15 protein-coding genes are annotated in these 20,768 nt (G+C 69.1%); 8 read left to right on the forward strand and 7 right to left on the reverse strand.

What is annotated here, in order from left to right; all coding sequences use genetic code 11:
- Window positions 1-73: 73 nt before the first annotated feature.
- Both ACN6PJ_RS18890 and ACN6PJ_RS18895 read left to right on the forward strand, forming a co-directional pair.
- The gene (locus tag ACN6PJ_RS18890) at window positions 74-3,214 is read left to right on the forward strand and encodes a WG repeat-containing protein (protein WP_427997368.1); all 3,141 of its coding nucleotides are present in this window, start codon (window positions 74-76) and stop codon (window positions 3,212-3,214) included.
- Window positions 3,211-6,093, forward strand: a complete 2,883-nt coding sequence (locus tag ACN6PJ_RS18895) for a WG repeat-containing protein (protein WP_427997369.1) — start codon at window positions 3,211-3,213, stop codon at window positions 6,091-6,093. The genes ACN6PJ_RS18890 and ACN6PJ_RS18895 overlap by 4 nt, the downstream gene beginning before the upstream one ends.
- A 22-nt stretch (window positions 6,094-6,115) precedes the next feature.
- On the opposite strand, the gene ACN6PJ_RS18900 is transcribed toward ACN6PJ_RS18895, so the two are convergent.
- A complete protein-coding gene (locus ACN6PJ_RS18900) occupies window positions 6,116-6,976 on the reverse strand; it encodes an isocitrate lyase/PEP mutase family protein (RefSeq protein ID WP_427997370.1) in 861 nt (286 codons plus the stop codon).
- Between the two features lie 103 nt (window positions 6,977-7,079).
- On the opposite strand from ACN6PJ_RS18900, the gene ACN6PJ_RS18905 reads away from it, so the two are divergent.
- Window positions 7,080-7,958 carry a LysR family transcriptional regulator gene (locus ACN6PJ_RS18905; protein WP_427997371.1) on the forward strand — a complete coding sequence of 293 codons (879 nt, stop codon included), beginning with the start codon at window positions 7,080-7,082 and terminating at the stop codon, window positions 7,956-7,958.
- 9 nt (window positions 7,959-7,967) lie between these two features.
- Here the strand turns inward: ACN6PJ_RS18905 and ACN6PJ_RS18910 are convergent, their stop codons facing one another.
- From ACN6PJ_RS18910 to ACN6PJ_RS18925, 4 genes are all read right to left on the reverse strand, one after another.
- Entirely contained in the window at window positions 7,968-8,783 is an 816-nt protein-coding gene (locus ACN6PJ_RS18910) for a siderophore-interacting protein (RefSeq protein WP_427997372.1), read from the reverse strand.
- Between the two features lie 26 nt (window positions 8,784-8,809).
- Window positions 8,810-9,541: a PadR family transcriptional regulator gene (locus tag ACN6PJ_RS18915; protein ID WP_427997373.1), complete on the reverse strand. Its 732-nt coding sequence runs from the start codon at window positions 9,539-9,541 to the stop codon at window positions 8,810-8,812.
- 64 nt (window positions 9,542-9,605) lie between these two features.
- Window positions 9,606-10,499 (reverse strand): DMT family transporter, encoded by an 894-nt coding sequence (locus tag ACN6PJ_RS18920; protein ID WP_427997374.1) that lies wholly within the window; start codon window positions 10,497-10,499, stop codon window positions 9,606-9,608.
- Window positions 10,500-10,591: 92 nt separating this feature from the next.
- Window positions 10,592-11,482, reverse strand: a complete 891-nt coding sequence (locus tag ACN6PJ_RS18925) for a helix-turn-helix transcriptional regulator (RefSeq protein WP_427997375.1) — start codon at window positions 11,480-11,482, stop codon at window positions 10,592-10,594.
- A gap of 96 nt (window positions 11,483-11,578) precedes the next feature.
- Between ACN6PJ_RS18925 and ACN6PJ_RS18930 the strand changes: the two genes are divergently transcribed.
- Window positions 11,579-13,039 carry an MFS transporter gene (locus ACN6PJ_RS18930; RefSeq protein ID WP_427997376.1) on the forward strand — a complete coding sequence of 487 codons (1,461 nt, stop codon included), beginning with the start codon at window positions 11,579-11,581 and terminating at the stop codon, window positions 13,037-13,039.
- A 7-nt stretch (window positions 13,040-13,046) separates the two neighbouring features.
- Here the strand turns inward: ACN6PJ_RS18930 and proC are convergent, their stop codons facing one another.
- Together proC and ACN6PJ_RS18940 are read right to left on the reverse strand one after the other, a co-directional pair.
- A complete protein-coding gene (gene proC, locus ACN6PJ_RS18935) occupies window positions 13,047-13,853 on the reverse strand; it encodes a pyrroline-5-carboxylate reductase (protein WP_427997377.1) in 807 nt (268 codons plus the stop codon).
- 28 nt (window positions 13,854-13,881) lie between these two features.
- Window positions 13,882-15,015: an alpha-hydroxy acid oxidase gene (locus ACN6PJ_RS18940; RefSeq protein ID WP_427997378.1), complete on the reverse strand. Its 1,134-nt coding sequence runs from the start codon at window positions 15,013-15,015 to the stop codon at window positions 13,882-13,884.
- 297 nt (window positions 15,016-15,312) lie between these two features.
- Here ACN6PJ_RS18940 and ACN6PJ_RS18945 point away from each other — a divergent pair, with 297 nt between their 5' ends.
- From ACN6PJ_RS18945 to ACN6PJ_RS18960, 4 genes are read left to right on the forward strand one after another with little or no spacing between them, the layout of a single operon-like run.
- Window positions 15,313-16,740 (forward strand): FAD-binding oxidoreductase, encoded by a 1,428-nt coding sequence (locus ACN6PJ_RS18945; RefSeq protein WP_427997379.1) that lies wholly within the window; start codon window positions 15,313-15,315, stop codon window positions 16,738-16,740.
- 30 nt (window positions 16,741-16,770) lie between these two features.
- Window positions 16,771-17,853, forward strand: coding sequence for an ABC transporter substrate-binding protein (locus ACN6PJ_RS18950; protein WP_427997380.1), 1,083 nt, complete (start codon window positions 16,771-16,773; stop codon window positions 17,851-17,853).
- Window positions 17,854-17,873: 20 nt separating this feature from the next.
- Window positions 17,874-18,962, forward strand: a complete 1,089-nt coding sequence (locus ACN6PJ_RS18955; protein ID WP_427997381.1) for an ABC transporter ATP-binding protein — start codon at window positions 17,874-17,876, stop codon at window positions 18,960-18,962.
- Between the two features lie 4 nt (window positions 18,963-18,966).
- Window positions 18,967-20,742, forward strand: coding sequence for an ABC transporter permease subunit (locus tag ACN6PJ_RS18960; RefSeq protein ID WP_427997382.1), 1,776 nt, complete (start codon window positions 18,967-18,969; stop codon window positions 20,740-20,742).
- Window positions 20,743-20,768 lie beyond the last annotated feature (26 nt).

The following is a 20,768-nucleotide window of genomic DNA, read 5'->3' on the forward strand; positions in this document are numbered from 1 at the left end:
GCAGACCTATGACCATGTGGCACGCTCCGCTCGGCCCTTTTGCTTCGGCGGCCCGACTCCGCCTCGCCGCGCAATGAAGGCCCGGCTCGCTCTCAAACCGCTGGCGCTCACCCTGGCGCTGAGCGGCCTGGCCATCTTCCAGGGCCCGGCTCAGGCGCAATCCGACTGGATGAGCCGCTGCAGCAGCGGATTCCTCGACCAGGGCTCGCGCCCGGACTGCCAACAGCCCTACCAGGAAGGCCTGGCAGCGGTGCTGACGGGATCGGCCGGCGACAACGCGGGCACGTGGGGCTACATCGACAAGCAAGGCCGCATGGCGATCACGCCCGCCTACACCGAAGCCGAATCGTTCCAGAACGGCCTGGCCGCCGTGAGCCAGGGCGATCGCTGGGGTTATATCGATCGCAAGGGCAAGTGGGCCATCGAACCCCGCTACACGCGCGCCACCGGCTTTAACGCCGAAGGCACGGCGCTGGTCGAGGACGACGGCCGCGACGTGCTGATCGACCGGCAAGGCAAGGTGATCAAGGTCTTCCCGCTGGGCACCCGCAGCTGGGGCTTCCGGCCCGGCCAGAAATTGGCGTCGATGGAAATGCCCCAGCCGCCGAAACTGTTCAACGCCGAGACCCGCAAGGCGGTCACGCTGCCCGCAGGCGTGATGAGGCTGGCGGCCCCCACCGACGGCTACCTGCCAGCCCAATTGCGCGACACCCGCTATAGCGGCTGGTGGGGCCTGCTGAATACGGACGGCAGCTGGGCGATCGAACCGCACACGCTCAGGTCCGAGGAAACGCCGGTGCGCGACGGCAATATGCTAGCCGTCAGGCGCGACGGGCGCTGGCAGTTCGTGGACGCGCGCGGCCAGGAGCTCGCGCCCGAACGCTACACGCACCTGCAATTCGTGGCGTCCGGCCTGTGGCTGGCCAAGCCCGGCGACCGCGACAAGGCGCTCCTGCTGAACGGCAAGCGCGAGGTGCTGCATCGCTTCGCCTCCGACTACGCGAGAACGCAGGAAAAGGACGGTTGGCATTTCTTGGTCGACGACGAGGCGGTGCTGCTGGTCGATCCCGCCGGCAAGCTTCAGAAGGTCGCGGTCGGCCAGGGCCAAGTGGACGTGCGCGACGGCCTGGCCTGGGTTTTCGGCAACCTGCCCGGCAACGCCGCGCAGGCGGAGGCGCCGGCCGCGGGCGCCGAAGCCACCGCGCAAGACGGAGTCGGCGTGGATGCCGGTCCGGAAACGCCGGGCGTAGCGGTGGACGCCGCGATGCCGGCCGAAGCCGCGGCCGGGGCCGATGCCGAGACCGCAGTGACGAACCATGCGCTAACGGCGGATGCCGCCGCGGATGCTGCAGACGCCGCGGCCGACGCCGCCCTGGCCCCGCCCGACGTGCCGTCGCCTCCCATGGTGGCCGTCGCGCCCGCGCCTCCCGCCCCTCCTGCCGCCGCGGCCAGCGCGGCGGCCGAGGCGGCCGAGGCGGCCAGCGGCGCCGAAGTCAGCGAAGGCGGCCTGGTACAGATCTACACGCGCGACGGCAAGCCGCTGCTGGACGCCGCCACGCTCGCGCAACTCCGTGCCTATCGCGTCCGCGCCTTCGACCCCAGCGACCGCGCGCGCGGCGACAGCGCCCGGGCCCGGCTGCCCCTGGCGCTGCTGAACCCGCTCGACTATTCGCTGCCCATGGGCATCCTGACCCCCACGGGCAGGATCGTCACGAATGCGGAGTGGGAAGATATCTCGGCCTATGACGCCGCCATGCCCCTGCCCGTCCGCACCCGCGCCAACAAGACCGGCGCAATCGACGCCGAAGGCAACTGGACGATTCCGCCCCGCTTCCTCGATATCCGCTCCTTCCGCGGCCCTTACGCCTGGGCCCGCCCTCAAGAGGCGGCGAAGCGGCGCGGCAGCGTGCTAATCGACGCGCGCGGCAAGACCGCCGCCGTTCCCGCCGCGATCCTGGACAGCGCCGCGGAATTCGATGGCGAGCTGATCCTCTATCGCGAGCCGGACGAGAACCGTGAGCAGCGCTGGGGCGCCTGGAGCGTGCGCGACGGCGCGCCCGTGCTCAAGCCGGTGTACGACCAGATCGAGAAATTCGAGGATGGCTGGGCCAAGGTCCAGGACAAGCGCCGCTGGGGCGTCGTCGACCGCAAGGGCCAGTGGGTGCTGCCCGCCACCTACGAAAGCGCGTATGACCTGGAGTACCTGGGCAATGGCCTGATGCTGGTCCGCGACGCCGAATCCAAATCTCGCCGCGGCGGCTACTCCGACCGCGCCTACCGGCTGGTCAACCTGCGCGACGGCAAGTCCAGCGAACTGCTGTCGGAGAAGCCGGAAAAGCTGAAGGGCGGACGCTACATCGCCAAGCTGGCGGATACCGGCACCGTGCTCTTCGATGCGCAAGGCCGCGCCCTGCGCCTCTCCGACGGCCCGCCCGCGCGCCGGGAGCAATACGAGGACTGGATCTACGTCGAGAACGAAGAACGCAAAGGCGCGATCGACGCCCGGGGCGAATTGAAAGTGCCTGCCCTCTACGGCGAGTTCAATCCCTTCTTCGTGCAGCCCGAAGGCCTTGCCCGCGCCTATGACGGATCGCGCTACCGCGTGATCGACCAGGATGGCAAGCCGATGCTCGGCAAGCGCGGCGACGGGACGCCGCTGGCCACCATGAAGCGCATCGTCTTCGAGGACGACGAAACGTCCAGCACCATCATGACGGACCTGCAGGGCAAGGAGATCACGCGCATCCCCGGCGCGTACAGCGTGGAAACGCGGAGCGCCAGCGAAGGCGTCGTGCCCTATCGCGGCGGCGGGGGCAACGGCAAGTACGGGTTCCTCGACACCAGCGGCAAGCGGGTGGTCGGGCCGCATTTCGACTCGCTGGGACCGCTGAAAAACGGACTTGCCGCGGCGCAGCGCAAGCAGCGCACCGGCAAGTTCTACGGCTACATCGACCTGACCGGCCGCTATGCCATCCCGCCCCTGTTCACCTGGGCCGCGAACTTCCAGGAAGAACGCGCGCTGGTGCGCCAGGACGGATTCATGCAGTTCATCGATACCAAGGGAGAGCCCCTCGCGACGTTTGCCGTGGTGTGCGACACGGTGACGATATTGGACAACGTCGGCCGCATCACTTGGCCGCAGGAGAAGATGAGCTGCCCCACGGCCGACAAGTTCGAACTCGCCCCCGTCAACGCCAAAGCGGAACAATCATGAAGTCACGCGCACTACGCATCACCCGCCTTGCCTGCGCCCTGGGCGCGCTGGGCGTGTCCCTGTCCGCCCATGCGCAATACGGCGGACATGACGCATGCCTGGAAAATGCCCCCTACGACAGCAATGCCACGCCGGATTCGGGCCTGGGGAGCCCCTACATCAACGGCTGCATCCGGGCGCTGTCCGACCAGCGCGCGGCGGTGCTGCTGCCGTCCGCCCTGGAAGGCGCCGGCCCGGCCCCTGGCGACAATTCGCTGCGCCGCCACGCATGGGGTTTCCTGGACCAGAATGGCCGGCTGGCCATCCCGCCGATCTTCGAAGCGGTACGCGATTTCCGCCACGGCCTGGCCGCCGTCAAATGGCAAGGCCTGTGGGGCTTCATCGATACGCGCGGCCGGATGGCCGTGCGGCCGCAATTCCACGCGGTGCAGGACTTCGCGGAGATCGGCCTGGCCGTGGCCACGATCGACGGCCGCAAGGAACTGATAGACCGCCAGGGCAAGCGCGTGGGCGAACCGCTGGACGAGAGCGTGGCGTCCCTCCATCTGCAGGACGGCGTGCCGGCCCTGGCCACGGTGGAATACAAACTGGAATATCGCTCCAACACCGGCGAGCGCCGCTACGGCGATTCCCGCACGCAGCTGACCACGGCCTTCGGGAAGGGCCTGTACGTCGCGATGTCGGACGAGGGCCGGTATGGGTTGGTGGACCAGAAATGGAACTGGGTGCTGGAACCCGTCTACGAAGACATCTCGACCTCCCGCGACGAGGGCGTGCTGGCCACGGCCTACGGCCCGCGCGGCGCGGTACTGCTGGACGCGGAAGGCAAGCCGATCGGCGAAGACCAGGGCTACCGGAACCTGTCGCCCCTGGGCAAGGCCTTCTGGAGCGCGGAACTGGGCCGCGGCAACTATGTTGTCCTGAATGCCGCGGGCGAGCCCGTGGCCAAACTGAAATCGGATGAGGCCTACGGATCCCAGCGCTACGGCGATATCCTCCTCTACCCCTCCGGCGGCAGGCTCATGGCGCTGGCTCCGGGCCGCGGCGAGCCATTGGAGCTGGGCGCGGGCCTGTCCGTCGCCGCCGACGATGAAGGCTACGTGCTGTTCTCGAACGCGGAGCGCGTCCCCGTCGGCCTGCTGACCCCCACGGGCGCCTGGCTCCATGGCGACACGGCGCCCGCCGGGCTGGACGAGGTCGGCCGGATGGAAGTACGGCAAGGCAAGCTATGGCTCTTCAAGGAGGGCGGGCTGCTGAACGTGCTGGATGCCGAAGGGCGAGCGCTGCTCAAGCCGGAAGCCGTCGCGGCCGCGCAGGAAATGGCGCTGAAGCAACTGCCCCTGGACATCGCCGGCGGCCCGCTTGGCCTGCTCGCGCATGGCTACTGCCATTGCGGCAGCGAGACCGGCGCCGGCCTGGTGCTGGCCGACGGCAGCATCGCGGCGGATCCTTCCTGGACGGCGGTGATCCCGCTGGACGGCGCCGACGGCTACGACGACTACCTTGTTCCGCAGCAAAGCGACCTGAAGGCGGCGCAGCTGCGCTATGCCGCGGAAACGGCGGACGGCATGCGGCTGCTGGATGCCGCCGGCAAGCCCATGGACCTGCCCGTGCAACAGCACATCGGGGCGTTCCGCCACGGCTATGCGCTGGCCTACGCAGGCGGCGTGAGCCGCATGATCGACCGCGACGGCAAGACCTACGCGCTGCCCGACTACTTCGAGACGGAAGTCGTCGCGCCCGGCGTGGTCCGCTTCCTGAAGACCGCGGCCGAGGACGCGCGCTGGGGCCTGTACGACTTCGTGGCGGGCAAGGAACTGTCGCCCCCCCTCTACCAGCACATCGGCGACTTCCAGGATGGCCAGGCCATCGCGTCGCTGGGGCCGGACCGCGTGGGCGTCGTCGACCGCCAGGGCCAATGGATCGTGCCGGCCAGCCACCATGCCGCGGAACGCGTCAACGCGCAGCTGTGGAAGGTGCAGCAGGCCGGCCCCCAAGAGGACGAATACGAGCGTCCCGCAGCCCTGTTCAATGCCCGGGGCCGCGCGCTGACCGCCTTCCTGCCCAGGCTGCAGACGGGCGTGGACGAAGACGGCGCCATCATGGCCGGCGACGGCACGCACCGCTGGATCGTCTCGCCCGATGGATCCGACACCCTGGACATGGAAGACGCCAGCTATAGCCGCCTCGGGGACTGGATGGCGATCCGCCGCGCCGCGCGCAGCGGCTACCTGAACGCGCAGGGCCAGTGGCAGATCGCGCCCGGCTCCGCCGTCGGCGGCACGTTCCGGGGCTCGCCCGCGCGCGCGCTGCTGACGGACACCGACGGCGCGCGCGTGATCGACGCGCAGGGCAAGACCGTTACCGCGCTGCCTTCCGGGGAATGGAGCTGGCCCCTCGGCTCTACCACGCTGCTGCGTCGCTACTACGCCAACGACAGGCAGAAGACGGACTATACGGGGCTCGACGGCAAGGCCCGCCTCACCGTCGACGGATACGCATCCGGATATTCGGAAGGGTTCGCGGTGTCGCGCCTGTCGAGCAACGCCATGCGCGCGATCGACGGCAAGGGCGCGCTGACCGGTCCTGCGTTCGACGTGCTGGGGCCGCTGAGCGAAGGCCTGGCGCCTGTCTACACGGACAGCGCCTACGGCTACGCGAACAACGAAGGCCAGTTGGCCATCCTGCCCGCGTACGACGTCGTGTCGCGCTTCCAGGGCCAGCGCGCCGTCGTGTCCACGATGGACATGTCGATGATCATCGACCCCACCGGCCGACAGGTCGCGCGGGTGGCCATGGAATGCGGCGTGCGCGCGCTGTATGGCTCGCACAACCAGCGGCTGTGGCCGCTGACCCTGCCCAAGCGCTGCCGCAAATGACGCCCGCCCCGGCGCTGGACGCCTATTGCGCGTCCAGCGCCAGGTAGCGGCGGGTCTGCACGATTTCCTCGCGTTCCTTGAAGCTGGTCAGCCTGTCGGCCATCTCGCTGCTGTCGCCCGTCCGCCGGATGGCGGCCAGCGTGTCCTGCATGGCGTGGATGGCCGCGCGCTGCAGATCCGACGGAATGATGACCAGGCGGTAGCCCATGGCCGCGAGCTCGGGCAGCGGCACCAGCGGCGTCTTGCCGCCATAGAACATATTGATGAGCTTCAGGCCAGGCAGGCGCTGCGCGATGGCCTGGATCTGCTGCGGCGTCTCGGGCGCTTCCACGAAGAGCATGTCGGCGCCCGCCTTCAGATAGCGCTCCGCGCGGACCAGCGCCGCGTCGAAGCCCTCCACCGCGATGGCGTCGGTGCGGGCGATCACCAGCGCATCGGCGTCGCTCAGGGTCTGGCGCGCGATGCGCACCTTGCGGCACATCTCTTCCACGTCGACCAGGCTCTTGTCGTCCAGGTGGCCGCAGCGCTTGGGAAAGGATTGATCCTCGATGTGGAAAGCCGCCACGCCGGCACGCTCCATGATGCGCACGGTGCGCTCCACGTTGGCCGATCCGCCGAAGCCCGTATCGGCGTCCGCCACCACGGGCAGGCCGCTGGCGTCCACGATCTTCTCCACCCGGTCCATCACTTCGGTAAAGCTCAGCAGGCCTATGTCCGGGTAGCCGGCCGCGCGCGCAATGGCCCCGCCGCTGGCGTAGACGGCTGGAAAGCCGGCCGCGGCCACCAGCCGGGCCGACATGCCGTCGTAGGCGCCGGGCGCAACGACGATGTCCTCGGCCAGGCGCTGGCGCAACAGGGTACTGGGTTTGGGAGGGGCGTTCATGCGGATTCCTTGCGGGAGTGGAGCGATGCCGCCATGATCGGCCCGCCGGAATAGAATGTCCAATATATGGAAAATTGATAATTGGTATTTTCTACATACTGATATGGAACTGCGCCATCTACGCTACTTCGTCGCCACCGCCGAGGCCCAACACTTCACTCGGGCGGCGGAACAGCTGGGCATGGCGCAGCCGCCTCTGTCCCAGCAGATCCGCCAGCTGGAGCAGGAAGTGGGCACGCCGCTCTTCGACCGCACCGGCCGCGGCGTGGCCCTGAACGACGCGGGCCGCGCCTTCCTCGCATGCGCGCAGGACATCCTGCAGCGCGCGCAGGCCGCCGTCCTGGCGGCGCAGCGCGCCGCGCGCGGCGAGATCGGGGAACTGACTCTGGGGTTCACGGAGTCCGCGTCGTTCAATGGCGTCGTGACCGAGCTGATCCGTCTGTACCGGCAGCGCTACCCGGACGTGGAGATGACGCTATCGCAAGGCGACAGCGAAACGCTGGTGGCGCAACTGCGCGGCGGCGCGATCGATGCGGCTTTCGTGCGGCCGCCCTTCGCGCTGGACGGCGGCCTGGCGTTCATCGAGCTGGCGCAGGAGCCCCTGGTGGTGGCGCTGCCTCTCGGCCACCCGCTGGCGCGGCGCAAGCGGCTGGCGCCCGCCGACCTGGCGAGGGAACGCTTCATCCTGTATTCCCGCAAGTCCGGCTACGGGCTTAGCGCCGACATCATGGCGGCATGCCGGCAACACGGCCTGAGCCCGCAGATCGGGCAGCGCGCGCCGCAATTGTCGTCCGCGGTGAACCTGGTGGCCGCGGGCATGGGCGTGGCGGTCGTGCCGGCGTCCCTGCGCCACTTGCGGCCCGATGGCGTCGTGTACCGCCCTTTCGCGCTGGACTGGCCGCGCGCGGTGCTGGGGCTGGCGGTGCGAGAGCAAGGCGCCGGCGGGCGCGTGCGGAACCTGCTGGCGCTGACCGGGGCTTGACGCCCGCGCTCAGCCTTCGTGCGACTCATGCACGGCGACGGCGCCGCGCTTCCAATAGCTGGCGGCGCGGATGCGGCTCTTGTCGACGCCATGCCCCGCAACCATGATTTCCCGCAGCGCCTTGGCCACGGCCGACTCCGCCGCTACCCAGACATAGCCTTCGCCGGGCGGCAGGCGCAACTCGCGCGCGGCCTCCAGCAACAGGACGCTATGGCCTGGCGCGGTGCCATTGCGATGCAGCCAGCGGATGGAAGCCCGGGCCGCGGTGGGCAGCGGGATCTCGTTCGATTCGGCCGGCACTTCGATCAGCACCAGCGCCTGCGCGGCCGCGGGCAGCTCTTCCAGGCGGCGCGCGATGGCGGGCAAGGCGGTTTCGTCGCCGATCAGCACATGCCAGTCGAAGCCCGTGGGCACCACGAAAGAGCCGCGCGGCCCGCCGATGCCCAACTGCTGGCCCGGCGCGGCCTGCGCGGCCCAGGTCGAGGCCGGGCCGTCGCCATGCAGCACGAAATCGATGACGAGCTCCTTGCTCGCCGTGTCGTAGCGGCGCGGCGTGTAGTCGCGCGCGGCGGGCTTGGGCGCGCCCTCAGGAAATTTGACGCCCTCCGGCCCGACGGCGGGCAGCGCCGGGGGCTGCGATGGGTCGGCGGGAAAGAACAGCTTCACATGGTCGTCGAACGAGGCCGACACGAAGTCGTGCAGATCGTCGCCGGTAAAGGTGACGCGGGCCAGCAGGCCGGCGATGCGTTCGACGCTTGCCACGGTCAGCGCGCGCATCTTCAGGTCGTGGCGGACGCGTTCGACGTTGAGGTCGGTACGGGTCATGGGAACTCCGGGAATGAGGTCTGAAATCAGGAACAGGAGCCCGTGATGTCTTCCGTTGCGCGCGCCAGGATGGCCGCGATGCGGCGCTGCTCCTTCGGCGTGGCGTCGGTGCGTTCCAGCAGCGCGCGCTTGAGCGCCTGGCGGGCCTCCACGAATTCCGGCAGCCATCCGGTCGCGGTGTCCTCGCCTTCGGGGCCCGTGCTGCGCGGCTCGCCGCTCCACGCCTGGCGCATCCAGTCCATCTTGCGCGCGACGTGCTTGAGCTTGTTGAACATGAGGGACAGGCGTTCGCGGTTGCCCTCCAGGTGCGCGCGGCCGGGCTCCGCCAGGTGGTAGCGTTTTTTCGCGCCGGCCTGCTCGACGGTGGCGTAGCCCAGTTCTTCCAGATAGGTCAGCGCGGGATAGACCATGCCGGGGCTGGGCGTGTAGAAGCCGTTGCTGAGCGCGCCCAGCGCCTTGATGAGCTCATAGCCGTGGCTGGGGTTCTGCTCCAGCAGGCCCAGCAGCATGAGCTGGAGGTCGTCGCTGCTGACCTTGCGGCCGCGCGCCCAGCCGCGCCCGTCTCCGCCGAAGCCGTCGGCGTCTGCGCGGCCATCGGGCGAGCCCGAGAACCAGTCGCCCCCCGCGCCGGCATGGCGCTGGTGAAGGGCGTGCCGGCCGTCATGATCGTGCTGCGACGCGTGGCCATGGCCGTGAGGCTTGTTCCGGGTGCGGCGCGGGCCGCGGGGGAATGCGGTCAGGAATTGGGGATGGCGCATGAGAATCTCCTTTCCTTGTATCTTAAGATATATATCTTACGATATACGCGCGGCGGCCTGCCCGTCAAGCCCGGCGTTCGCTCACCCCCGCCGCGATGCCGCCCACGATCAGCGCCATGCCCGCCAGCAGCGAGGCGCCGACCGGTTCGTGCAGGATCGCCGCTGAGCACAGCAGGCCGAACACCGGCACGCCGAGCAGGCCGATGGACGTAACGCCAGCGGGCAAGGCGCGGTTCACGGTCACGGCCGCCCAGTACGCCACGGCGATGCCGAAGATGCCGCCGTATCCCAGCAGCCATGCCAGGTCCGCGCTCCACGCCACGACGGGCGCGCCCTCTGCCGCGTACGCCGCCGCCGATAGCGCCGCCGACGCCAGCAAAGCCTGCCAGAACGCGAGTTCGAAGGGCGGCGTGACCCAGCGATGGGCGCGCACGTAGACGATATTGGCCGCCCAGCACAGGGCCGCCAGCAGGATCAGGCCGTTGCCGGCCAGGGCCTCGCGGCTGTGCCAGTCGAAGGCGAGCGGATTGAATATGACGATCAGCCCCAGCATGCCCAGCGCCAATCCGGCCCGCCTGGCCCGGCCGATGGGTTCGCCCAGGAACAGCCAGGCTGCGGGAATCACCCATAGCGGCGTGGTATACGCCAGCACGACGGATCTGCCCGCGGACACGTATTGCAGGCCCAGGCTGACCAGGGCCGCGAAGGCGCCCATGTGCAGCAGCCCGACGCTGAGAATGACGGGAATATCGGCCTTCACCGGCCAGGACACGCGGCGCAAGCCCAGCCCAAGCGCCAGCAGCGCGGCGGTGCCTGCGATGCTGCGCGCGGCGGCGGCCCAGATGGGCGTCATGTGTTGCAGCAACAGCTTGTTGACGACCCAGGTGAATCCCCAGGCCAGCACCACCACGCCCAGGAGCGACAGCGCCTTGCGGCGGGAAAGCACGGCGTCGGACATGATCGCGATGATCGGCGGAATCCGCGGAAAGGTCGGAAGGAAAAACCGACTATAGGAGCCGTCCGCGGACAGCGCGTAGACCCACGCGCCGCCTATTCTCTGGAGCCACGCATGCCCGGCGCATCCGGGCCCGGAGCCTCTTGCAGCCAGCGCGCGAACTCGCCCGCCCGCGGCTCGCCGGGCGCGGGGGCATAGACCACCAGGCGCAGGTGCCGGCTCTCGTCGACGGAAAGCGTCGCATGTTCGAACGCCAGTTCGCCCAGCGGCTCGATCCTGAGGCTGCGCAGGCCCATGCACGCGCCATGCACGTCGTGTTCGCGCCACCATGCCTTGAAATCCGGCGACACCCGCTCCAGTTCGTCCACGAGTTCCGCGACGTCGGGCTCGCCGGCGGCGCTGGCGAAATCGCGCCGGAAGGTGGACAGCATCGCGGGCGCCTGCGCGGACCAGTCCACGAACAATTGCCGCATCGCGGGGGCCGCGAACAGCATCCACAGCAGATTGCGGCGGCCCGCCGGCTGCGCCGAGAAGCCGAACACGCGGTCCGCCGCGGCGTTCCACGCCACCACGTCCCAGCGCAGGTTCAGGATATAGGCCGGGCGCGCGGGCAGATCGTCCATCAGGCGGCGCACCTGTGCCGGCACCGTGCACCAGGTGCGGCCCGGTTCGGACGGCGGGCGCTGGTGCGCCAGCAGGTACAGGTGGCGGCGTTCGGCGGCATCCAGCTTCAGCACGCGGGCGAGGTTTTCGAGAAAGCCGGCCGACACGCTGATGTTGCGGCCTTGCTCGAACCAGGTGTACCAGGCCAGCCCCACGCCGGCCAGCGCGGCCACCTCCTCGCGGCGCAGGCCCGGCGTGCGCCGGCGCCCGCCTGCGGGCAGGCCGAGTTCGGCGGGGCCGAGCCGCGCTCGACGCAGGCGCAGAAATTCGGACAGATCGGAGCGGGTACGCGCCAGGCGCCGGGACGCCGCGGTTTCAGTCATGGTCGTATTGCAGGCAGTAATAGCATAAACAGCTAAATTGTATAAGGCTAAAAGCCTCACCAGAATAGCGTCCATCTTCACTCGATGGCGCTTTCCATGACTTCCACCACGCTTTCCCGCCCAGCCGTTCCAACGGCCGCATCCGCGGCCATGGGCCGTCTGGGCCTGGCCGTCCTGCTGTCGGGCGGCTTCATCACGATCTTCGACCTGTTCGTGGTCAACGTCGCCATTCCCAGCATGCAGACCACGCTGTCCGCCAGCTTCGCGCAGGTCGGATTCATCATCGCCGCCTACGAACTGGCCTACGGCGTGCTGCTGATCGCAGGCAGCCGCCTGGGAGACCGCCACGGAAGACGGCGCGTCTTCATGCTGGGCATGGCGGGCTTCGCCTTCGCCTCGGCCTTGTGCGGCCTGGCCCCCACGGCCGACACGCTGATCGCGGCGCGCATCCTCCAGGGCATGGCGGCGGCCATGCTGTTTCCGCAGGTGTATGCGCTGATCCGCGTCAGCTACGATGGGCACGCGCGGCGGCGCGCCTTCGGATTGCTGGGCATGACGCTGGGGCTGGCCGCGATCGCCGGGCAGGTGCTGGGCGGCTGGATCGTGCATGCCGACCTGTTCGGCCTGGCGTGGCGCAGCATCTTTCTCATCAACGTGCCGTTGGGCCTGCTGGCCTGGCGCCTGGCGCGCCACATTCCCGAATCCCGCGAGCCTTCCGGCGCGGCCATGGACTGGCCCGGCGCCGCGCTGGTGGGCGCGGGGCTGGCCTTGTTGCTGCTGGCCCTGATCGAAGGCCCGCAGCGGCATTGGCCCGCGTGGACCGCGGCTTGCGGCGCGGCGTCCGTGGCCGTGCTGGCGCTGTTCGCGCGGAGGCAGCGCCGCATGCGCGCCCGGGGCGGCGCGCCGCTCGTCGACCTGGGATTGCTGGCGCAACCGCGGTTCGCGGCGGGCTGCCTGCTGGTCATGCTGGTGTTCTCGACCACCAGCGCGCTATTCCTCTGCTACGCGCTGCTGGTGCAGACTGGGTTCGGGCTGGACGCCCTGACGGCCGGTCTGATCTTCGCGCCGGCCAGCGCGGGTTTCGTGGCGGGCTCCATGGCGGCGCCGCGGCTGGTCGCGCGCTTCGGCGCGTCCGCCATCGCGCTTTCCGCCCTGCTGTACGGCGGAGCGACGGCGGCGCTCATGATGCGCGTGGGCGCCGCGGGCGCCAGCCTCGATCCCTGGTCGCTGCTGCCGCTGCTGGTGTGGCTGGGCGCGGCGCAGGGCGCGGTCAACACGCCGCTGGTGAACCTGGCGCTGGGTTTCGTGGACGATCGCCAGGCCGGGATGGCCGCGGGCATCGTTTCGACGCTGCAGCAGATCGGCGCGGCGCTGGGCGTATCCGCCGTGGGCATGCTGTTTGGCGGCGCGCTGCGCGCCTGCGGCGGCGCGGGCATCGCCGAATGCCATGCCCAGGCGTTTGCCAGCGCCCTGCGGTTCAACGTGGCGGCGATCCTGGCGGCCGCGGCGCTGCTGTGGTGGCTGGGCCGCCACGCCCGCGGCAGCCGGAGCCGGTGAGCGGGCGTCAGCCCGCCGACAGTTCCCGCGCCCGCCGCCGCGCCTCGTGCACGGCTTGGGTGATCGCGTCGCCCACGCCCTCCGTCTGCAGGTGCGACAGCGCGGCATGGGTGGTGCCGCCCCGGGACGTGACCCTGTCCTGCAGCTCGGCCAGCGGCACGTCCTCGCTGGCGGCCAGCGCGGCCGCGCCGCGGAAGGCGGACACCGCCAGCCGGCGCGCCTCGGCGGGCGTGAAGCCCAGTTGCTCGGCGCCCTTCGCCAGCGCCGCCATGAAATGGAACACATAGCCGGGCCCGCTGCCCGTCACCGCGGTGACGGCGTCGATCATGGCTTCGCTGGCGGTCCAGATGCGCTCGCCCACGGCGGCGAACAGCGCGTCGGCCTGCCCGCGCTCCGCCGGGCCGCAGGCCTGCGTGGCATACAGGCCGGTCATGCCCAGCCCCACCTTGGCCGGCGTATTGGGCATGGCGCGCACGATGCGCGCATGGCCGCCAAGCCAATCGGACAACGAGGCCAGTTCCACGCCGGCCGCGATACTCACCACCGTGGCGCCGGAAGGCAGATACGGCCGGACCTGGCCGCAAGCCTCGCGCAGGACCTGCGGCTTGGTGGCCAGCACGCACAGCGCGGCGTCCGCCAGCTCGGCGCCAGCGGCCTCGCGGCAGGCCAGGCCGCGCGCGGCCAGCGCCTCGCGCGCGGGGGAGTAGGGCTCCACCACCAGGAAATCGGCCAATGGCCGGCCCTGGCCAAGCAGGCCGTCGATGATGGCGCTGGCCATATTGCCTCCGCCGATGAAAACGATTTTTTCGCGCATGTCGTTCCGATGAAAGTTGCAATGAGGCTCAACGGCGGCGCACCGCCGCGGCGTCCAGCGCGGCGATGCTGCCGCGGCCCAGCAGCCTGAGGGTGTTTTCGAGTTCGGTGCGCAGGATGGCCAGCACTTCGTCCACGCCAGCCGGACCCCGCCCCGCCAGCCCGTACAAGGGCGCGCGGCCCAGCAGCACGGCGCGCGCGCCCAGCGCCGCCGCCTTGGCGATGTCGCTGCCGCGGCGCACCCCGCCGTCCACCAGGATCTCCAGCGAGCGCCCCAGTTCCGCCGCCACTTCCGGCAGGACTTCCAAGGGGCAAGGCGCGCTCTCCAGCTGGCGGCCGCCGTGGTTGGACAGGACGATGCCGTCCACGCCGTGCGACTGCGCGCGCCGCGCGTCGGCCAGGCCCTGGATGCCCTTGATGACGATGCGCCCGCGCCAGGCCCGCCGCAACCACGCGACGTCGTCCCACGTCAGGGCCAGATCCATCTGGCGGCTGAGGGCCGAGGCCTGTTCGGTGATGTTCTCGCGCGCGTTCGAGCTGACCGCCAGGTTTTTCAATTGCGGCCCGCCATGGCGCAGCATGCGCCAGCACCAGCCGGGATGCGCGGCCAGATCCAGCAGCAGCCGGCGCGAGGCCCGCAAGGGCAGCTTGAAGCCGTTGCGCTTGTCGTGATCGCGGTTGCCGTGCACCGGCACGTCCACGGTCAGGAACAGCACGGTGTAGCCGCTCTGCCAGGCGCGGTCCATCAGGTGTTCGGCAATGCGGCGGTCGCGCTGCACATAGAGCTGCAACCAGAGTTCGCCGGAGGTAGCCGCCCGCACGTCCTCCAGCAGGGACGTGGACGCCGTCGACAACACGAACGGCAGGCCGGCCTTGTGCGCCGCGCGCGCCAGGTGGATGTCGGCCTCGGGCCAGAACAGGCCGTTCAGGCCGGTAGGCCCCACGACGGCGGGCATCGCGGCCGTGGCGCCCAGCACGGGCGCCTCCAGCCGGCACTCCGACACATCCACCAGCACATCGGGACGGAACTCGAGGTCGGAATAGGCCGAAGCGTTGCGGGCCATTGCGATGCCGTCCTCGGCGCCGCCCTCGAGGTAATCGAACGCCAGCCGGGGCAGGCGCTTCTGCGCTCGCAGCCGGTAATCCATTACGTTGGGCAGCATGTCTCTTCCTTGTTCCCAAATGGCGGTCGGGTGTTTTATATTAAATTGCATACAGAACGATATGATTGTATTTCGATCATTTTAAAAATCGCAATACGGAAGCCCGCCGAATCGCTTGCAATGGCGGGCCCGCCCTAGACAGTCCCTCGCCGCACATGGCTGAAGCGCCTAAGGACATACCCTAAATTCAATCGTATGGAGATTATTTAAATCGAAAAGCAATTTAAGTAATCGTATGCTGTGCCCGAATGAGCTCGGGGCTCCGTCCATCCCGAGGCTCCATCCGGGATTACAGACATGACCAACGGCAACACCTTGCTAGACGCGCTGACCCAGGCCCTGGGCGCGGACGCCATCCTCCATTCCGAGGCCGACACGGCCGGGTACACCGAAGATTGGCGCGGCCGATACAAGGGACCCGCGCTATGCGTCGCGCTGCCCGGCGATACGCGGCAGGTGTCGGAAGTCGTGCGCCTCTGCCATGCGCATGGCGCGCCCGTGCTGCCCCAGGGCGGCAACACCAGCCTGTGCGGCGGCGCGGTGCCGGCCGACGCCGGCCAGCCGCCGGTCATCGTGAACCTGTCGCGCATGCGCCGTATCCGCCGCGTGGACGCGGCCAACAATTCCATGGAGGTCGAGGCCGGCTGCGTCCTGGCCGCGGTGCAGGAAGCGGCCGCCGCCGAAGGCCGGCTGTACCCGATCAGCCTGGGCGCGGAAGGCTCGTGCCAGATCGGCGGCACCATCGCCACCAACGCCGGCGGCACCGGCGTGCTGCGTTATGGCAACACGCGCGACAACGTGCTGGGCCTGGAGGCGGTGCTGCCCGACGGCTCCATCTGGAACGGCCTGACCGCGCTGCGCAAGAACAACACGGGCTACGACCTCAAGCATCTGTTCATCGGGGCCGAAGGCACGATGGGCATCGTCACGGCCGCCGTGCTCAAGCTGCATCCGCTGCCCACCGCGCACGCGGTGGCCTGGCTGGCTCCCGACAGTCCGCAAGCCGCCCTGGACATCCTGGGCCTGTTCCAACGCGCCTGCGGTTCGCGCCTGTCGGCCTTCGAAATGATCGACCGCAACCAGCTGGACGTGGTGATGGCGCACGTGCCGGGCCGCAAGAATCCGCTGGCTGGCGCGCACCCCTGGCACGTGCTGGTGGAACTGTCCGACACGGGCGGCGACGCCGAGCTCCAGGATCTGCTGCAGCAGATCCTGGAACAGGCCGCCGCAAAAGGGCTGCTGCACGACGCCGTCGTCGCCAGCAATGGCGCCCAGCGCGCCGCGCTCTGGGAAGTCCGGCACAGCGTGTCGGAAGGGAACAAGAAGGCCGGCGTCGGCCTCACCACCGACACGGCGGTGCCCGTGTCCGCTGTGCCGCGCTTCATCGACGAGGCCACGCAGGCCGTGCGCGGACTGGTGCCCGGCCAGCCCGTGCTGATCGTGGCCCACCTGGGCGACGGCAACGTGCATTTCATTCCTTTCTTCACCTTCGATGCCTGGAACGCGCTGCCCGATCGCGACGCCATGGCCGCCGCGATCCGCCGCGCGGTCAACGACGTGGCCGCCGCCCTGGGCGGCACCTTCAGCGCCGAACACGGCGTGGGCCGCAGCTCCCTCGCCGAAATGGAGCACTACAAGTCGCCCGTCGAACTGGCGATGATGCGCGCCGTGAAACAGGCTTTCGATCCCGCCCATCTTTTCAACCCCGGCCGCTTGTTGCCTTGAGCCGTCGTTCTCGATCCGCAGGAGTCCTCAATGAAACCGACCTCCCATAACGCCTCGCGCCGCAACGCGCTCAAAACCGTGGCCGCCGGCGCCGCCGCCCTGGCCATGCCCATGATCTGGACGCCGTCGCGCGCGGCCTCCAAGCGCATCGTCGTGCGCGACGACGGCGGCATCTACAGCAAGGCCTATGGCGCCGTGTTCTACAAGCCGTTCTCGGAAGCCACCGGCATCCAGGTGGTGGGTGTGCAGGCCAACGCCGAGCCCACCGCGCAGATCCGCAGCATGGTGGACACCGGCAACTACACCTGGGACATGGCCAAGATCAGCCAGCCCGCCATCCTGATGCTGACCGAAGGCGGCAAGGTGTACCTGGAAAAGCACGGGCTGGAGTCCGATCCCGTCGTGGCCACCATACCCAAGCAGTACATGTCGCCCTATGGCGTCGGCAACAACGTCTACTCCACGGTGCTGGCCTACCGCACGGACGCCTTCAAGGGCCGGCGCGCGCCGGCCTCGTGGGCGGACTTCTGGGACGTGAAGAACATCCCCGGCCGCCGCGGCCTGCGCAAGCATCCGTTCGACACCATCGAGGAAGCGCTGATGGCCGACGGCGTGCCGACCGACAAGGTCTATCCCTGCGACATCGACCGGGCGCTGGCCAGCCTGGACAAGATCAAGCCGTCGGTCGATGTGTGGTGGAACACCGGCGCCCAGGTCGAGCAGATGCTGGGCTCCGGCGAGGTCGACATGATCGCGACCTGGGTCTCGCGCGCGCAGTCCGCGATCGCCAACGGCGCGCCCGTGCAGATCGTGTGGGACCAGAACATCTGGGGCTGCGATAACTGGTCCATCCTCAAGGGCACGCCGAACGCGGACGCCTGCCGCGAATTCATCAAGTTCGCGTCCGACCCCAAGCGCCAGGCCGCGCTGGTCGAGTACTTCGCCGCCGGCGTCACCCAGCCCGCCGCCTTCGACCACATCAAGGCCGACGTGGCCCGCAATTGCCCGACCCATCCCGACAACATCAAGACGGGCCTGCACATCAACGCCGCCTACTGGCTGGAAAAGCAGCGCGACGTGCTCGAGCGCTTCAACGGCTGGGTCCTGAAGTAATCCTTATCTAGTTGAACACCATGTCTTCCTCCAATCTGCAAATCTCGGGCCTGGGCAAACGCTACGGAGACTTCGTCGCCCTGGCGCCCACGCACCTGGACGTCGCCCGCGGCGAATTCCTGACCCTGCTGGGGCCTTCCGGCTCGGGCAAGACCACCCTGCTGAGCCTGATCGCGGGGCTGGCCCAGCCCGACGAGGGCCGCGTGCTGATCGACGGCGCCGACGTGACCTATGGCGCCCCGTATGAACGCGACATCGGCATGGTGTTCCAGAACTACGCGCTGTTCCCTCACATGAGCATCGAGGAGAACATCGCGTTTCCGTTGAAGATGCGCAAGGTGCCGGCGACCGAAGCGCGCCGCCGCGCGATGGAGGCGCTGGAAATGGTGCGCCTGCCCCACGTGGCGGCCCGGCTGCCGCGCGAACTCTCCGGCGGCCAGCAGCAGCGCATCGCGCTGGCCCGCTGCATGGTGTACCGCCCCGCCATCATCCTGATGGACGAACCGCTGGGCGCCCTGGACAAGAAGCTGCGCGACCAGATGCAGCTGGAGATCAAGCGCATCCACCGCGAGCTGGGCACCACCATCGTCTACGTGACGCACGACCAGGAAGAGGCCATGACCATGTCCGACCGTATCTGCCTGATGAACGGCGGCGCGATCGAACAGCTGGGCACGCCGGCGGACCTGTATTTCCGCCCGCGCACCCTGTTCGTGGCCGACTTCCTGGGCGAATCGAACCTGCTTCGGGGCGTGGTCGATTCGGTCGATGGAGAGACCCTGTCGGTCAAGCTGGAGCGCCAGGGCGCGACCGGCCTGGCCTTGTCCAACGGCGCGCCCATGCGGGCCGGCCAGAAGGTCACGCTGATGCTGCGCCCTCAGAACCTGCGCATTAGCGCGGCCGGCGCCGGCGGCGGCCAGCTGACGGGCAAGCTGCTGGACGTCATGGTGACCGGCAGCCTGACCAAGCTCTACCTGGATCCCGGCGTCGCCGACGCCGAACCCATCGTGGTGGCCTACCCCACGCGGCGCCAGGCCGAACACTACGCCATCGGCCAGCCCCTGTCGGTCGGCTGGCAGGCGGCCGACGCCGTCGCCATCCCGGAGTAAGCGCATGACGACCCTTGCCACTCCCCGCAAGCGCATGAGCCAGGGGCGGCGCCACTTCCTGATGGCGGCGCCCCTGGTCGTGCTGCTGCTGGTGCTGCTCATCTACCCGGTGGGCCAGCTGCTGCTGTTGAGCGTGTTCGGCGACCAGGGCTTCTCGCTGACGCAGTACCACCGGCTGTTCGAGTCGAGCGTGTACGTGAACGTGCTGCTGATCACGCTGAAGATCTCGCTGTGGACGACGTTCTTCTCGGTGGTCGCGGGCTATCCCGTGGCCTACCTGATCTCCAGTCTCTCGGCCCGGCGCAAGACCTCGCTGCTGTTCTGGGTGCTGCTGTCGTTCTGGACGAGCTTCCTGGTGCGCACCTTCGCGTGGGTGGTGCTGCTGGGCCGCAACGGCGTGGTCAACCAGCTGCTGCAGGCGCTGGGCATCCTGGACGCGCCGGCCAACCTGCTCTACCACTTCGGCAGCGTGCTGGTGGGCATGGTGCATGCGCTGATGCCGCTGGCCGTGCTGACGATGCTGTCGGTCATGGAGAACATCGACCGCAACCTGCCGCGGGCGGCCTCCACCCTGGGCGCGCGGCCCGGCACGGCGTTCTGGAAGATCTACTTCCCCCTGTCGATGCCCGGCGTGGCCGCCGCCGCCATCATGGTGTTCGTGACCGCCATCGGCTTCTTCATCACGCCCGCGCTGCTGGGCGGACGCAAGGAGACGATGATCACCCAGATCATCATCGACCAGGTCCAGCAGACCATGAACTGGGAATTCGCCGGCGCAGTGTCGGTGCTGCTGCTGGTGGTGGTGCTGGCGGTCTTCGCCATCTACGACAAGGTGCTGGGGCTGTCCACGATGACGGGCGCCGCCTCCACCCGGGTGCGCGCCTCGGGCAAGGAAAGCCTGACCCGCCGGGCCGGCGACGCGGTGCTGACGCTGCTGGCCGGCATCTCGGACCGCCTGTTCGCCCTGCTGCCCAAGCGCCTGCGGCGTTCGGTGTCGGGCACCGGGCAGTCGCGCACGCTGTGGTGGATCGTGTTGCTGGTGCTGGCTTTCCTATCGGCGCCCGCCTTCCTGATGATCCCGCTGTCGTTCGACGCCGGCTCGGGCCTGACCTGGCCGCCCAAGGGCTTCTCGCTGCAATGGTACGAGCAGATGTTCACCTCGCCGGTGTGGATGCAGGCGATCACGCGCTCGCTCGTCGTCGGCGTGGGCACCGGCCTGCTGGCGATGCTGATCGGCACGCCGGCGGCGTTCCTGCTGGTGCGCGCCGACATGCGGGGCAAGTCGGCCATGCTGGCCTTCGTGCTCTCGCCCATCGTGGTGCCGCGCATGATCATCGCCGTGGGCATGTTCTATTTCTTCGCCCGGGTCGGCCTGGTGGGGTCGACCATCGGCCTGATCCTGGCGCACACGGTGGTGGCGGTGCCCTACGTGGTGATCACCATGATGGCGGTGCTGCGCAATTACGACACGCGGCTGGACCTGGCGGCGCAAAGCCTGGGCGCGGGCCCTTGGGCCACGCTGCGCTTCGTGACGTTCCCGATCCTGGGCGCGGGGCTGATGTCCTCGTTCCTGTTCGCGTTCGCCACTTCCTTCGACGAACTCACCATCGCGCTGTTCGCCTCGGGCGGCCTGAACGCCACGCTGCCCAAGCAGTTCTGGGACGAGGTGACCTTGCAGATTTCCCCGGTGATCGCCGCCGTCTCCACCTGCCTTTTCATTTTCATTGCCGCGCTGATCTGGCTGGCCGACAGGCTGCGCCGCCGTAGCCTGGCCGGCTGATCCGCGCCTGTTTCACCTTTTAGGAT

The sequence above is a fragment of the Achromobacter sp. genome (genome assembly GCF_050285585.1).
GTDB lineage: Bacteria > Pseudomonadota > Gammaproteobacteria > Burkholderiales > Burkholderiaceae_B > Achromobacter.

Coding starts and splice junctions, on each gene's coding strand:
- ACN6PJ_RS18890 (WP_427997368.1), top strand. CDS start 74: ATGAAGGCCCGGCTCGCTCTCAAACCGCTGGCGCTCACCCTGGCGCTG.
- ACN6PJ_RS18895 (WP_427997369.1), top strand. CDS start 3,211: ATGAAGTCACGCGCACTACGCATCACCCGCCTTGCCTGCGCCCTGGGC.
- ACN6PJ_RS18900 (WP_427997370.1), bottom strand. CDS start 6,976: ATGAACGCCCCTCCCAAACCCAGTACCCTGTTGCGCCAGCGCCTGGCC.
- ACN6PJ_RS18905 (WP_427997371.1), top strand. CDS start 7,080: ATGGAACTGCGCCATCTACGCTACTTCGTCGCCACCGCCGAGGCCCAA.
- ACN6PJ_RS18910 (WP_427997372.1), bottom strand. CDS start 8,783: ATGACCCGTACCGACCTCAACGTCGAACGCGTCCGCCACGACCTGAAG.
- ACN6PJ_RS18915 (WP_427997373.1), bottom strand. CDS start 9,541: ATGCGCCATCCCCAATTCCTGACCGCATTCCCCCGCGGCCCGCGCCGC.
- ACN6PJ_RS18920 (WP_427997374.1), bottom strand. CDS start 10,499: ATGTCCGACGCCGTGCTTTCCCGCCGCAAGGCGCTGTCGCTCCTGGGC.
- ACN6PJ_RS18925 (WP_427997375.1), bottom strand. CDS start 11,482: ATGACTGAAACCGCGGCGTCCCGGCGCCTGGCGCGTACCCGCTCCGAT.
- ACN6PJ_RS18930 (WP_427997376.1), top strand. CDS start 11,579: ATGACTTCCACCACGCTTTCCCGCCCAGCCGTTCCAACGGCCGCATCC.
- proC (WP_427997377.1), bottom strand. CDS start 13,853: ATGCGCGAAAAAATCGTTTTCATCGGCGGAGGCAATATGGCCAGCGCC.
- ACN6PJ_RS18940 (WP_427997378.1), bottom strand. CDS start 15,015: ATGCTGCCCAACGTAATGGATTACCGGCTGCGAGCGCAGAAGCGCCTG.
- ACN6PJ_RS18945 (WP_427997379.1), top strand. CDS start 15,313: ATGACCAACGGCAACACCTTGCTAGACGCGCTGACCCAGGCCCTGGGC.
- ACN6PJ_RS18950 (WP_427997380.1), top strand. CDS start 16,771: ATGAAACCGACCTCCCATAACGCCTCGCGCCGCAACGCGCTCAAAACC.
- ACN6PJ_RS18955 (WP_427997381.1), top strand. CDS start 17,874: ATGTCTTCCTCCAATCTGCAAATCTCGGGCCTGGGCAAACGCTACGGA.
- ACN6PJ_RS18960 (WP_427997382.1), top strand. CDS start 18,967: ATGACGACCCTTGCCACTCCCCGCAAGCGCATGAGCCAGGGGCGGCGC.